This window comes from Streptomyces sp. NBC_00597 (assembly GCF_041431095.1).
Taxonomy (GTDB): domain Bacteria; phylum Actinomycetota; class Actinomycetes; order Streptomycetales; family Streptomycetaceae; genus Streptomyces.
On the sequence record NZ_CP107757.1, the window covers coordinates 5,204,480 to 5,217,237 of the forward strand.

Annotated in this window: 12 protein-coding genes; 6 read left to right on the forward strand and 6 right to left on the reverse strand. The window is 71.4% G+C overall.

Annotated features, from left to right (window positions below):
* The first annotated feature begins 20 nt into the window (after positions 1-20).
* The 6 genes from dacB (at position 21) to folE (ending at position 7,592) form a co-directional block, all read left to right on the forward strand.
* Positions 21-1,469 (forward strand): D-alanyl-D-alanine carboxypeptidase/D-alanyl-D-alanine-endopeptidase, encoded by a 1,449-nt coding sequence (dacB, locus tag OG974_RS23575; RefSeq protein ID WP_371644383.1) that lies wholly within the window; start codon positions 21-23, stop codon positions 1,467-1,469.
* A 48-nt stretch (positions 1,470-1,517) separates the two neighbouring features.
* Positions 1,518-2,645, forward strand: coding sequence for a zinc-dependent metalloprotease (locus OG974_RS23580; protein WP_327284666.1), 1,128 nt, complete (start codon positions 1,518-1,520; stop codon positions 2,643-2,645).
* A gap of 320 nt (positions 2,646-2,965) precedes the next feature.
* Entirely contained in the window at positions 2,966-4,027 is a 1,062-nt protein-coding gene (gene tilS, locus OG974_RS23585; RefSeq protein ID WP_327284667.1) for a tRNA lysidine(34) synthetase TilS, read from the forward strand.
* A 65-nt stretch (positions 4,028-4,092) separates the two neighbouring features.
* Positions 4,093-4,653, forward strand: a complete 561-nt coding sequence (hpt, locus tag OG974_RS23590) for a hypoxanthine phosphoribosyltransferase (RefSeq protein WP_030158549.1) — start codon at positions 4,093-4,095, stop codon at positions 4,651-4,653.
* A 197-nt stretch (positions 4,654-4,850) separates the two neighbouring features.
* On the forward strand, positions 4,851-6,872 hold the full coding sequence (gene ftsH, locus OG974_RS23595; protein WP_327284668.1) for an ATP-dependent zinc metalloprotease FtsH: 2,022 nt from the start codon (positions 4,851-4,853) through the stop codon (positions 6,870-6,872).
* A gap of 111 nt (positions 6,873-6,983) precedes the next feature.
* Positions 6,984-7,592, forward strand: a complete 609-nt coding sequence (gene folE / locus OG974_RS23600; protein WP_030867983.1) for a GTP cyclohydrolase I FolE — start codon at positions 6,984-6,986, stop codon at positions 7,590-7,592.
* A gap of 29 nt (positions 7,593-7,621) precedes the next feature.
* Here folE and OG974_RS23605 read toward each other — a convergent pair whose 3' ends face one another.
* The 6 genes from OG974_RS23605 to OG974_RS23630 form a co-directional block, all read right to left on the reverse strand.
* Positions 7,622-8,110, reverse strand: a complete 489-nt coding sequence (locus tag OG974_RS23605) for a DUF3180 domain-containing protein (RefSeq protein WP_328763326.1) — start codon at positions 8,108-8,110, stop codon at positions 7,622-7,624.
* A gap of 64 nt (positions 8,111-8,174) precedes the next feature.
* The gene (folK, locus tag OG974_RS23610) at positions 8,175-8,783 is read right to left on the reverse strand and encodes a 2-amino-4-hydroxy-6-hydroxymethyldihydropteridine diphosphokinase (protein WP_327284670.1); all 609 of its coding nucleotides are present in this window, start codon (positions 8,781-8,783) and stop codon (positions 8,175-8,177) included.
* Positions 8,780-9,139 carry a dihydroneopterin aldolase gene (gene folB, locus OG974_RS23615; protein ID WP_030158540.1) on the reverse strand — a complete coding sequence of 120 codons (360 nt, stop codon included), beginning with the start codon at positions 9,137-9,139 and terminating at the stop codon, positions 8,780-8,782. Before folB ends, folK begins: the two co-directional genes overlap by 4 nt.
* Before the next feature lie 130 nt (positions 9,140-9,269).
* Positions 9,270-9,713 (reverse strand): nuclear transport factor 2 family protein, encoded by a 444-nt coding sequence (locus OG974_RS23620; protein ID WP_328763327.1) that lies wholly within the window; start codon positions 9,711-9,713, stop codon positions 9,270-9,272.
* 46 nt (positions 9,714-9,759) lie between these two features.
* Positions 9,760-10,629, reverse strand: a complete 870-nt coding sequence (gene folP / locus OG974_RS23625) for a dihydropteroate synthase (protein ID WP_327284671.1) — start codon at positions 10,627-10,629, stop codon at positions 9,760-9,762.
* Between the two features lie 136 nt (positions 10,630-10,765).
* The gene (locus OG974_RS23630; RefSeq protein WP_327284672.1) at positions 10,766-12,625 is read right to left on the reverse strand and encodes a phosphatidylglycerol lysyltransferase domain-containing protein; all 1,860 of its coding nucleotides are present in this window, start codon (positions 12,623-12,625) and stop codon (positions 10,766-10,768) included.
* Between the last annotated feature and the right edge of the window lie 133 nt (positions 12,626-12,758).

Here is a 12,758-nt window from a genome sequence, read left to right on the forward strand (position 1 = left end):
GCGAAAGGGGCTGGTCCGAGGTGCCATTGGTCAAGACGTGGCAGCTCATCGCGGTGTCGGCCGTGGCCGGCCTCGCCCTGTCGGTGGCGGCGGTGGCCGCCGCCGGTCCTTGGGACTCCGGCCAGCGTAAGGCCGAGCGGGACAGGGCCGCCTCCTGGGGCCTTACGGGTGGCGCAGATCACGGTGGCGGCTCGGGCGGCGGATCCGTGCCGCAGGCCGCGCCCAGCGCCCCCGGAGTGCTCTCCGGGATCGGCCCGGACACCCTGCGCAAGACCGGCAGCGGGGTCGCGGCCGCCGATCCCGGGCGGCTCGCCGACGTCCTGCGGCCGCTGCTCGCCGACCCCGCGCTCGGCACGGTCCGTACCGCCTCGGTCGTCGACACCGCCACCAGTCAGGTGCTCTTCGAGTCCGGGCCGCGCGAGCCCATGACCCCCGCCTCCACCACCAAGATCGCCACGGCGTCGGCCGCGCTCGCCGCGCTCGGCCCCGACTACCGGATCCGGACCACCGTGACCCCCGGCGCCGGCCCCGGGGAGATCGTCCTGGTCGGCGGCGGCGACCCCTCCCTCACCGCGAAGAAGAAGAGCCCCGCCGGATCGGGCGGCAGCCTCGTCGCCCTCGCCGCCGACACCGCCCAGGCCCTCAAGGCCGCCGGCACCGACACCGTCCGCCTCGGCTACGACGACACCCTCTTCACCGGGCCAGCCCGCCACCCCATCGGCGACAACCCCAACATCGCGCTGATCACCTCCCTGGCCGCCGACGAGGGCCGCCCCGACGACTCCACCTCCGGACCCGTCGAGCGGGTCGGGGACCCCGCCGGGGAGACCGCCCGCTCCTTCGCCGCCCTCCTCGGGGAACGCGGCATCAAGGTCACCGGCGAGCCGACCAAGGCGAAGGCGCCCGCCGGCGCCCAGCCGCTCGCGACCACCCTCTCCACCCCGCTCGCCGGCCTCGTCGAGCGGATGCTGACCAACAGCGACAACGACATCGCCGAGGTCCTCGCCCGCCAGACCGCCCTCGCCTCCGGGCAGCCCGCCAGCTTCGAAGGGGCCGAGAAGGCCGTGACCGACCGGCTCACCGCCCTCGGCATCGACACCGCGGGCTCCCGCTTCGCCGACGGCAGCGGACTGGGCCGCGCCGACAAGACCACCACCGGCCTGCTCACCGGACTCCTGGCCAAGGCCGCCGACCCGCAGCGGCCGGAGCTGCGGCCCGTGCTCACCGGGCTGCCCGTCGCCGGGTTCACCGGGACCCTGCGCAGCCGCAACGCCGGCACCTCCCCGGCCGCCGGCCTGGTCCGCGCCAAGACGGGCACCCTGAGCGGGGTGAACTCCCTCGCCGGGACCGTCGTCGACTCCTCCGGCCGACTGCTCGCCTTCGCGTTCCTGACCGCGAACACCCCGGACGCGGGGGCCGCCGAGAAGGGCCTCGACAAGCTCGCCGCCGCCGTCGCCAAGGCTTCGTAGCGTCTCCGGGGGGCTCCGCAGCGGCGCCGGTCCACGTACGGTTGACGCATGACGAGCATCGGTGGTGCCGAGATGGTCGACTGGAATCTCGCGGTGGCGACCGCGACCCGGCTGGTCCGGCCGGGTCCCGAGGTCAGCCGCGACGGGGCCCGCGCGGTGGTGGCGGAGCTGCGCAGGCATGCCAAGACGTCCGAACGCCACGTGCGCGAGTTCACCCGGATGATCCCCGAGGGCACGGCCGTCCCCGACACCCCCGTCCTCGTCGTCGACCGGGCCGGCTGGGTCAACGCCAACGTGGCCGGCTTCCGCGAGCTCCTCGGACCGCTCCTCGGCAAGATGCAGGACCGCCGCGCCGGCGCCCCCGGCGGAGCCGTACTCGGCGTGGTGGGCGGCAAGGTCACCGGCGTCGAGCTGGGCATGCTGCTGAGCTTCCTGGCCTCCCGCGTGCTCGGCCAGTACGAGACCTTCGCCCCGGCCGGACGCGACCTGCCGGGCTCGGCCGCCGGCGGCGGCCGGCTGCTGCTCGTCGCCCCGAACATCGTGCACGTCGAACGCGAGCTGGACGTGCGCCCGCACGACTTCCGGCTCTGGGTCTGCCTGCACGAGGAGACGCACCGTACGCAGTTCACGGCCGTCCCCTGGCTCCGAGACCATCTGGAGGGCGAGATCCAGACCTTCCTCGGCGCCACGGAGATGGACCCCGCGGCCATCCTGGAACGGCTGCGCGAAGCCGCCCAGTCCTTCGCCGGCGCCCGCCCCGACTCCGAGCAGGGCGACGAGGGGCGCTCCCTGGTCGAACTCGTCCAGACCCCCGAGCAGCGCGAGGTGCTCGGCCGGCTCACCGCCGTGATGTCCCTGCTGGAGGGCCACGCCGACTACGTCATGGACGGGGTCGGCCCCGCGGTGGTCCCGTCGGTCGCCGAGATCCGCGAGAAGTTCCAGCAGCGCCGGGCCAGTGGCGCGGGCCGCCTCGACGCCACGCTGCGCAAGCTGCTGGGGCTCGACGCCAAACTGCGCCAGTACCGCGACGGCGAGCGCTTCGTGCGCGCCGTCGTCGGCGAGGTCGGCATGGACGGCTTCAACCGGGTCTGGACCTCGCCGAACACACTGCCGACGAAGGCGGAGATCGCCAAGCCCGCGGACTGGGTCGCGCGGGTGCACCGCAAGGGCGAATAGGAGCGAAGGGGGGCGACTCAGGGGGCGTAAACATGTCTCACTGGGGGAAGAAGCGTCACCCGTCCGAGGGACCGTGAGGCGTCGAAGGGCGTGCGATGCTCAGGGAACGGCTCGGTTCTGTCACCATCGACGCACTCTGAGTGACAACCCTCAATCTCGCGGGGGCTCCCAGCGGGGGCTCTTCACGGGGCCGGGGCACCGGGCAGCGTCGAACAGCACCGAACAGCAGCCGTTCCAGCACCACACCCCCGTGGGGGCACCTCCCGGCGTCGGCCGGGGGAGCCTCCGAGGCATCCGAACTCCACCGAAGGGCACCGGACATGGGTCCCCATCCTGCGGTCGCGGCGATACGCCTGGCGGTCCGCCGCGTACTCCACGACGTCCTCACCGACCTCACCGACCGTTCCGCCGACACCTCCCGGGCTGCGTCCGGGCGGACCCGCGCCGCCGCGGCCGACTCCCCGCCACTCGTGCTCGTCGCCTGCTCCGGCGGCGCCGACTCGATGGCCCTCGCCTCCGCCCTCGCCTTCGAGGCGCCCAAGCTCGGTATCCGGGCCGGCGGCATCACCGTCGACCACGGGCTCCAGGTCGGCTCCGACCTGCGCGCCGCCGAGGTCGTCACCCGCATGACCGCACTCCGCCTGGACCCGGTGGAGTCCGTCGCCGTGCGCGTCGGCCGTGACGGCGGACCCGAGGCCGCCGCGCGCGACGCCCGCTACGCGGCCCTGGACGAGGCCGCTGACCGCCTGGGCGCGTCGGCCGTACTGCTCGGCCACACTCGGGACGATCAAGCCGAAACCGTCCTGCTGGGCCTCGCCCGCGGCTCCGGCATCCGCTCGCTCTCCGGCATGGCCGAAGTCTCCGGCGGCCCCGGCCGCTCCCACCGCTACCGCCGCCCCTTCCTCCAGATCGACCGGCAGACCGCCCGCAAGGCCTGCATGGTCCAGTCCCTGGCGGTCTGGGACGACCCGCACAACATCGACCCCGCCTACACCCGCTCCCGGCTCCGCCACGAGGGACTGCCCGCCCTCGAAAAGGCGCTGGGCAAGGGAGTGGTCGAGGCGCTGGCCCGCACCGCCCAGCTGTCCCGCGACGACGCCGACGCCCTCGATGCCTGGGCCGCCGAGGCCGAGGCCGGCGTACGGGACGAGGACGGCCGGCTGGAGTGCGCCAAGCTGTACGCCCTGCCCCCGGCCGTCCGCCGCCGCGTGCTGCGCAGGGCCGTGGTCGCGGCCGGTTCCCCCGCGGGCTCCCTCTTCGCCCGCCACATCGAGGAAGTGGACCGGCTCATCACCGGCTGGCGCGGTCAGGGCGCCATCAACCTGCCCGGCAGGGTCGAGGCGCAGCGGCAGGGTGGCAGACTTGTCATCCGGCAGGGCTGATTGGTGCTGAGACACGGCTGAGTCCTCCGGGGGATCCCCCGGAGCCCCGGCCGACAACGAAAGTGATGCGGGTGGACGAGAAGGACATGGGCAGCGACCTCCAGTCGGTGCTCATCACCAAGGAAGAGATCGACGCGAAGCTGGCCGAGCTGGCTGCGAAGATCGACGCGGAGTACGCGGGCAAGGACCTGCTCATCGTCGGCGTCCTCAAGGGCGCGGTGATGGTGATGGCGGACCTGGCGCGCGCCTTGTCCACCCCGCTCACCATGGACTGGATGGCGGTGTCCTCGTACGGCGCCGGAACCCAGTCCTCCGGTGTGGTCCGGATCCTCAAGGACCTGGACACCGACATCAAGGACAAGCACGTCCTGATCGTCGAGGACATCATCGACTCGGGTCTGACCCTGTCCTGGCTGCTGTCGAACCTGGGCTCCCGCCAGCCGGCCTCGCTGGAGGTCGTCACGCTGCTGCGCAAGCCCGACGCCGCCAAGGTTGCCATCGACGTGAAGTGGGTCGGCTTCGACATCCCGAACGAGTTCGTCGTCGGGTACGGCCTCGACTACGCGGAGAAGTACCGCAATCTGCCGTTCGTCGGCACCCTCGCGCCGCACGTCTACGGCGGCTGACGCCGCGGGCCCCGGTCGGGGCCCGCACAGGGGAACCCTGGAACGATTCCTGCCGTTGGAGCAGGGGAAAGCAGTTCTGTCAGCCGTCCCACGAGGCCGCGGGTGACAATACAGGGGTACATTCCGAAGAACAGTCTTTACTCAGAGCAGCATTTACCTACGGGCAGGAGGGACGGGGTGCCCGGCACCCCGTATGGATGGACGTGAAGCGATACTTCCGTGGGCCGGTCATGTGGATCGTGCTGGCCGTCCTCGCCGTGGTCGTGTTGATGAATGTCGTCGGCTCCGGCGGCGGCTACAAGACGGTGGACACCAGCGAGGTCATCAAGGCGATCAACAGTGGCCAGGTGCAGAGCGCCGAGCTCACCACCGGCGACAGCCAGATGATCAAGGTCGAGCTGAAGAAGGACCAGAAGCTCGCCGACAACTCCGGCTCCAAGTTCCAGGCCAACTACATCGGGGATCAGGGCGTCGAGCTCGCCCAGAACCTCCAGACCAAGTTCGAAGCCGGTCAGATCCCGGACGGCTACAAGGTCCAGCCGGACAAGACCAGCCCGTTCCTCAGCGTGCTGCTCTCCCTCCTGCCCTTCGTGCTCATCGTCGTGGTCTTCCTGTTCCTGATGAACCAGATGCAGGGCGGCGGCTCCCGAGTGATGAACTTCGGGAAGTCCAAGGCCAAGCTCATCACCAAGGACACCCCGAAGACGACGTTCGCCGACGTCGCGGGCTCGGACGAGGCCGTCGAGGAACTCCACGAGATCAAGGAGTTCCTGCAGGAGCCGGCGAAGTTCCAGGCCGTCGGGGCCAAGATCCCCAAGGGTGTGCTGCTCTACGGCCCGCCCGGAACCGGCAAGACCCTGCTGGCGCGCGCCGTCGCGGGCGAGGCCGGAGTCCCGTTCTACTCGATCTCCGGTTCCGACTTCGTCGAGATGTTCGTCGGTGTCGGTGCCTCGCGTGTCCGTGACCTGTTCGAGCAGGCCAAGGCCAACGCGCCGGCGATCGTCTTCGTCGACGAGATCGACGCCGTCGGCCGGCACCGCGGTGCGGGCCTCGGCGGCGGTCACGACGAGCGCGAGCAGACCCTGAACCAGCTGCTCGTCGAGATGGACGGCTTCGACGTGAAGGGCGGCGTCATCCTGATCGCCGCCACGAACCGCCCGGACATCCTCGACCCGGCGCTGCTGCGCCCGGGCCGCTTCGACCGGCAGATCGCGGTCGACCGTCCGGACATGCAGGGCCGTCTGGAGATCCTCAAGGTCCACCAGAAGGGCAAGCCGGTCGCTCCGGACGTCGACCTCTCGGCCGTCGCCCGCCGCACCCCCGGCTTCACCGGTGCCGATCTGTCCAACGTCCTGAACGAGGCGGCGCTGCTCACCGCCCGCTCGGACCTCAAGCTGATCGACAACCACATGCTGGACGAGGCCATCGACCGCGTCGTGGCGGGCCCGCAGAAGCGGACCCGGATCATGTCGGACCGGGAAAAGAAGATCACCGCGTACCACGAGGGCGGCCACGCCCTGGTCGCGGCGGCCTCCCCGAACTCCGACCCGGTCCACAAGATCACGATCCTGTCCCGCGGCCGGGCCCTGGGTTACACCATGGTCCTGCCCGACGAGGACAAGTACTCGACCACGCGCAACGAGATGCTCGACCAGCTGGCGTACATGCTGGGCGGGCGCGCGGCCGAGGAGCTGGTCTTCCACGACCCGACCACCGGCGCGGCGAACGACATCGAGAAGGCCACGGCGACGGCCCGCGCGATGGTGACCCAGTACGGCATGACCGAGCGCCTCGGCGCGATCAAGTTCGGCGGGGACAACACCGAGCCGTTCCTGGGCCGCGAGATGTCGCACCCGCGGGACTACTCGGAAGAGGTCGCGGCGCTGGTCGACGAAGAGGTCAAGAAGCTCATCGAGACGGCGCACAACGAGGCCTGGGAGATCCTGGTCGAGAACCGCGACGTCCTCGACAACCTGGTCCTCGCGCTCCTTGAGAAGGAGACGCTGGGCAAGGAGGAGATCGCCGAGGTCTTCTCGACGATCGTGAAGCGCCCGGCCCGCCCGGCGTGGACCGGCTCTTCGCACCGCACCCCGTCGACCCGTCCGCCGGTGCTCTCTCCCAAGGAGCTCCAGCTGACGAACTCGGCGAACGGCACGTCGGCGGGTGCGTCGGCCGTGTCCGTGGAGAAGGACCCCGCGCCGGAGGACCGCGCCGAGTAGCGCTCGGCCGGACCGTCCCGGAATGGATGCCGCGCCCCCCAGGTTCTAGCCTGGGGGGCGCGGCACTTTCGCGTGTCCGCGAGCGCCAGTGCACACAGGAACGAGGAAGAGATGACGGACCCAGTGACCCTGACCGGTGACGAGGGCACGATCGGCGAGTTCGACGAGAAGCGCGCCGAGGCGGCGGTCCGCGAACTCCTGATTGCGGTCGGCGAGGACCCGGACCGCGAAGGCCTCCTGGAGACCCCGGCCCGGGTGGCGAGGGCGTACAAGGAGATATTCGCGGGCCTCTACCAGAAGCCCGAAGAGGTCCTGACGACCACCTTCGACCTGGGACACGACGAGATGGTCCTGGTCAAGGACATCGAGGTCATGAGCAACTGTGAGCACCACCTGGTGCCCTTCCACGGCGTCGCCCACGTCGGCTACATCCCGTCCGTCGACGGCAAGATCACCGGCCTGTCGAAGCTGGCCCGCCTCGTGGACGTGTTCGCCCGCCGTCCGCAGGTGCAGGAGCGGCTGACCACGCAGATAGCGGACTCCCTGATGGAGATCCTGGAGCCGCGCGGGGTCATCGTGGTCGTCGAGTGCGAGCACATGTGCATGACGATGCGCGGGGTCCGCAAGCCCGGCGCGAAGACGATCACTTCGGCGGTCCGCGGCCAGCTCCGCGACCCCGCGACCCGCAACGAGGCCATGAGCCTGATCATGGCCCGCTGACCGGACGTCCACGCCCGGCCCGAGGGCGGTCAGGCGCGGGCCGGGGAGTGGGGGGCGGTGTCGTCGTCTTCCGGGAGTTTCAGGACGTGCTCCAGGAAGAGGGCGGCGGCGATCACGGCCGCGCCCGCCACGACAGAGAAGGCGGCGTACCAGGCCTGGTCGCGGCGGGCGGGTACCTCCAGGCCGTCGGCCAGGAGGAAGACGCCCACACCGCCGTACATGCCCGCAACGAGGGCGGCCACGAGAGCACTGGCCTGGCCGAAGACGACCGCGCGGGCCGCCATCAGCGGTTCCACGCCCTTGGCGCCCGGCCGGCGCTCGCGCTGGGCCTTGAGGCGGGCCCGCAGCGAGAGGGCCGTGGCCAGCAGGACGACCGCGATGACGCCCAGGACGATGGGCGCCGCCAGCGGGACGCCCGGCAGGGTCCCGTAGGCGTTCCACAGCCGGGCGCCCGCCCAGGACAGCACGCCGGCGACGACGAAGATCCCCGCCAGGACCACCGGCCTCAGTTGCTTCACGTGCCGTTCCCCGCTTTCGCTCTCCGCACCACGTCGTCGGCTTCAGCCAGCCACAGGTTAACGACTACTCGGGGAGGCGGAGTTCCAGGTCCGGGCGCGGCGTGACGCCCGTCAGGCCGATTCCGGCCAGGAGGGCCGCGACGGGGCCCTGCCCGGGGATCTGCGCCTCGGGGTCGACGTCGTTCCACGGGGCCAGGACGAAGGCCCGCTGGTGGGCCCGCGGGTGCGGGAGGGTGAGGACCGGGTCGTCGGAGACCACCTCGGCGTACGAGACGATGTCGACGTCGATGGTGCGCGGGCCCCAGCGCTCCTCGCGGACGCGGTCGAAGGCCTCCTCGATGGCGTGGCCGCGTTCCAGCAGGGACGACGGCGGCAGGGTCGTCTTCACGCGGACCACCGCGTTCAGGTACGAGGGCTGCGAGCCGGGCTCGACGCCCCACGGCTCGGTCTCGTAGACGGGGGAGACGGCCTTGACCCGCATGCCCGGGGTGTCGCCGAGGGCGTCGATGGCGCCCTGGAGGGTCTCCAGACGGTTGCCGAGGTTCGCGCCGAGCGCGATCACGGCCCATTTGGGGTTGGACAGGGTCACATCCGCCGCGTCGACCGCCTCGACGACGGATGCGGGCACCGGCTGGACGGTGGGGTCGCTCTGGGCGTTCAGTCCGTTGTTCACACGCGGCTCCGGGTGATCGTGATGGTCACGTCGTCGAAGGGGACGGTGATGGGGGCGTCCGGTTTGTGGACGACGACCTCCACCTGTGCCACCGCTTCGTGCTTCAGGCACTGCTGGGCGATCCGCTCGGCCAGGGTCTCGATCAGGTCGACGGGCTCTCCCTGGACCACGTCGACGACCTCTTCGGCGACGACCCCGTAGTGCACGGTCTTCGCCAGGTCGTCGTCGGCCGCCGCGGGGCGGGTGTCGATGTGCAGCACGAGGTCGACGATGAAGGTCTGGCCCTCCTCGCGTTCCCGGGGGAAGACGCCGTGGTGCCCGCGAGCCTTGAGGCCGCGCAGCGCGACACGATCCACGCGAATCACTCCTGCTTTCGTAGGTGCTTCCGGTCCGGGACTCCCCGGATCCATGGGCCTACGCCGAGTGCGGTCGGCGTCGTCCGTCTTCGAATTTACCTGCGAAATACCCCGGACCCCGCCGGAGGGGTCAGGCGGAGTCCTCTTCTTCGTCGTCGTCGGAGTCCGTCAGGACGGGAGAACCGTGGTGGGACCAGAGCCGCCAGCCGTCCGGTGTGCGTCGGAACACATTCGTGGCGACGACCAACTGGCCGACCAGCGGACCGAGCGCGCCGCCGTCCTCGGCGGGGCCGCCGCTGAGGATGTTCTCCGTACACGTCACCAGCGCGGTGTCACCTATGACGGCGACCTTCGTGTCGGTGAGGAAGAACTGGATGTAGTCGGTGTGGGACATGATCAGCGCGTACGAGCGCAGCACTTCGCCGCGGCCTGAGAGCACCGGCCAGCCCGGGTGCACGCAGGAGATCTCGTCTTCGAGCCAGAGCGCCGACAGTGCGTCGAAGTCCCCCCGCTCCATGGCCTCGTAGAAGGCCGTGTTGACCTCGTCGACGGCTTCGATGTCGGTACGGCTCACCGTTCCCCTCTCCTGGCTGTACGGGCCCCACCACCGGCGGGGCGGGTCACAGGGCCCCTTCCACGGCGCGGGCCACCCGAACCGCGTCGGCGGTGGCCCGTACCTCGTGGACCCGTACGGCCCAGGCGCCCTGGTGGGCGGCGATGGCGGACACGGCGGCGGTGGCGGCGTCGCGCTCGCGGGCGGGCGGCGGTGCGGCGTCGGCGCCGGCCAGTACCCGGCCGAGGAATCGTTTGCGCGACGCGGCGACGAGCAGCGGGAAGCCGAGGGCGCGCAGTTCGGGGAGGTGGGCGACCAGGGCCAGGTCGTGCTCGGCGTTCTTGGCGAAGCCGAGGCCGGGGTCGACGAGGAGCCGCTCGGGGGCGATCCCGCCGGCCACGACGGCGTCGATGCGGGTGCGGAGCTCGGCGGTGACCTCGGCGAGGACGTCCTCGTAGACGGCGAGGCTGTTCATGCTGTCGCTGAAGCCGCGCCAGTGCATCACCACGAACGGCACCTCGGCGGCGGCGACGGCCGGGATCATGCCGGGGTCGGCGAGGCCGCCGCTGACGTCGTTGACCAGCAGCGCGCCGGCGGCGACGGCTCGGGCGGCGACCGAGGCGCGCATGGTGTCGACGGAGACGGTGACCCCCTCGGAGGCCAGGCCGCGCACCACGGGGACGACGCGGCGCAGCTCCTCCTCCTCGTCGACGCGGGAGGCGCCGGGGCGGGTGGACTCGCCGCCGACGTCGACGAGGTCGGCGCCCTGGGCGACGAGGTCGAGCCCGCGCTTGACGGCGGCGGTGGTGTCGAACCAGCGCCCGCCGTCGGAGAAGGAGTCCGGGGTCACGTTGACGACGCCCATGACCGCGCAGCGGTCCCAGTCCGGCAGGCCTGCGACCCGGCCCCTGCCGGTGGCCCCGCGCTCGATGTTCATGGCTCCAGGGTAGGGCCGCCGTGCTGACCGGGCGGAACGCGGGCAACGGCGCCCGGCCCCGACCGGGCGGGGGACGCCGAAGCCCGGCCCGGTCGGGAGCGGCGGGCCGGGCTTCGCAAGCGGCGTACGGGTCGGCTCAGGCGACCTGGACCTCGCGGTCCGGCTTGGGCTGCGCCGGGACCGTGGCCGCCGGGTGGCTGTGGGCGCAGGTGCGCACCGGCTTGGGACGGCGCCGGCTGGCGAACAGCCGGGGCAGCGCCACCGTCACGAAGCCCTCGGCCTGCATCACGGCGAAGCCGATGCGCGGCAGGTCGCTGCTGGTGCGGTAGACCATGAAGCGCGGCTCCCAGCGGGGGCGGAACTTCTCGTTGAACTTGTACAGCGACTCGATCTGGAACCAGCGGGAGAGGAAGACGAGCAGGCTGCGCCACATCCGGAGCACCGGGCCGGCGCCGATCTTCTCGCCGCGGGCCAGGGCCGCGCGGAACATCGCGAAGTTCAGGGAGACCTTCTCGATGCCGAGGTCGGGCGCCTGCTGCAGGGAGGCGACGATCAGCAGTTCGTTCATGCCGGGGTCGGCGGCGCGGTCGCGGCGCATCATCTCCAGCGACATGCCGTCCTTGCCCCACGGGACGAAGTGCTGGATGGCCTTGAGGTCGCCGAACGGGCTGGTGTCGCCCTCCTCGACGCGGTGCGCGGTGGCGATGAAGCAGTCCCCGTCGCCCGGGTCGCCGACGCGGCCCAGGGCCATGGAGAAGCCGCGCTCGGTGTCGGTGCCGCGCCAGGCCTCGGACGCGCCGCGGACCTGCTCCAGCTCCTCCTCGGTCAGCTCGCTGACCCGGCGGACCTTGGTGGTGTAGCCGTTGCGCTCGATGCGCTTCACCATCTGTCGGACGTTGCGCATGGGGCGGCCGGAGAGGGAGAAGTCTTTGACGTCGACGATCGCCTCGTCGCCGAGCTCCAGGGCGTCCAGACCGGTCTCGCGGGTCCAGACCTCGCCGCCGGTCTCGCTGCAGCCCACGACGGCCGGGGTCCAGGAGTGGGCCTTGGCCTCCTCCATGAACCGCTCGATGGCGCCGGGCCAGGCCTCGACGTCGCCGATGGGGTCGCCGGAGGCGAGCATCACGCCCGAGACGACGCGGTAGGTGACGGCCGCCTTGCCGCTGGGGGAGAAGACGACGGCCTTGTCGCGGCGGAGCGCGAAGTGGCCGAGGGAGTCGCGGCCGCCGTGCTTGGCCAGCAGCTCGCGCAGCTTGGTCTCGTCGTCGGCGGTGAGCCGGGCGGCCGGGTGCTCGGGGCGGAAGGCCAGGTAGATGGTGGTGAGCGCGGTCAGCATGCCGAGCGCGCCGAGGGAGTAGCCCACGGTCCAGGAGACCCGGCCCGCGTAGTCGACGGGGCCCTCGATGCCGAAGAGGCCGTACACGACGTGGCTGATCTGCTCGTAAATACCCGGATGGCCGACGACACGGCCCGGGTGGGAGTTGACGATGACCAGGCCGAGGCCGATGGAGCCGGCGCTCATCAGCACGAAGTTGGCGAGCGCCTTCCAGCGGCTGCGCGGGTCCGGCAGTGCCTTGAATTCACCCTGGTGGCGCACGATGAGCCCCAGGAGCACCGCCGCGATGACGACGCTGATGATGGAGTGGCGGTACGTGAACTGCGCCACGGCACCGGCCGGAAGCAGGGCGACGGCGGCCCGCCAGGCACGGCGCTTGCGGCGCTTGAGACCGTGGGCGAGGAGGAGCAGCAGGACGCCCGCGCTGATGGCGAGGGCGGCTGCGAACGGGCCCAGCGAGCCGGGCAGCACCTCGGTGACCGCGTGGATCCGGCTGTGCCGGAACCGCGGGAACACTCCCGCCGCGATGTCCAGAAGGCCGACGATCATGACGGCCGTACCTACGAGCCCTGGCACCGACTCCGGTCGGGGACCGCGGAAGATTCGGCGGACCTGCTTCGGAACCTGTCCCGACTTATCGCCATCTATCCTGCTAGACATCGCTTCCCGTTGCTCCGCGAGAGATCATGTGGCCGAAGGCCGCGACAGCCTCCGGAGTGTGGTGCGTCCACTAGGACGACATCGGGGTCGAGCGGGTTCACTCTTCCGCCGAGAAAAACTAGTCCTGCCATCA

What these genes read in the sequence shown, in the direction of transcription:
- tilS (WP_327284667.1), top strand. Translation starts at nt 2,966, where the DNA reads ATGGGTCCCCATCCTGCGGTCGCGGCGATACGCCTGGCGGTCCGCCGC.
- OG974_RS23630 (WP_327284672.1), bottom strand. Translation starts at nt 12,625, where the DNA reads ATGTCTAGCAGGATAGATGGCGATAAGTCGGGACAGGTTCCGAAGCAG.
- ftsH (WP_327284668.1), top strand. Translation starts at nt 4,851, where the DNA reads ATGGACGTGAAGCGATACTTCCGTGGGCCGGTCATGTGGATCGTGCTG.
- OG974_RS23580 (WP_327284666.1), top strand. Translation starts at nt 1,518, where the DNA reads ATGACGAGCATCGGTGGTGCCGAGATGGTCGACTGGAATCTCGCGGTG.
- hpt (WP_030158549.1), top strand. Translation starts at nt 4,093, where the DNA reads ATGCGGGTGGACGAGAAGGACATGGGCAGCGACCTCCAGTCGGTGCTC.
- folP (WP_327284671.1), bottom strand. Translation starts at nt 10,629, where the DNA reads ATGAACATCGAGCGCGGGGCCACCGGCAGGGGCCGGGTCGCAGGCCTG.
- folE (WP_030867983.1), top strand. Translation starts at nt 6,984, where the DNA reads ATGACGGACCCAGTGACCCTGACCGGTGACGAGGGCACGATCGGCGAG.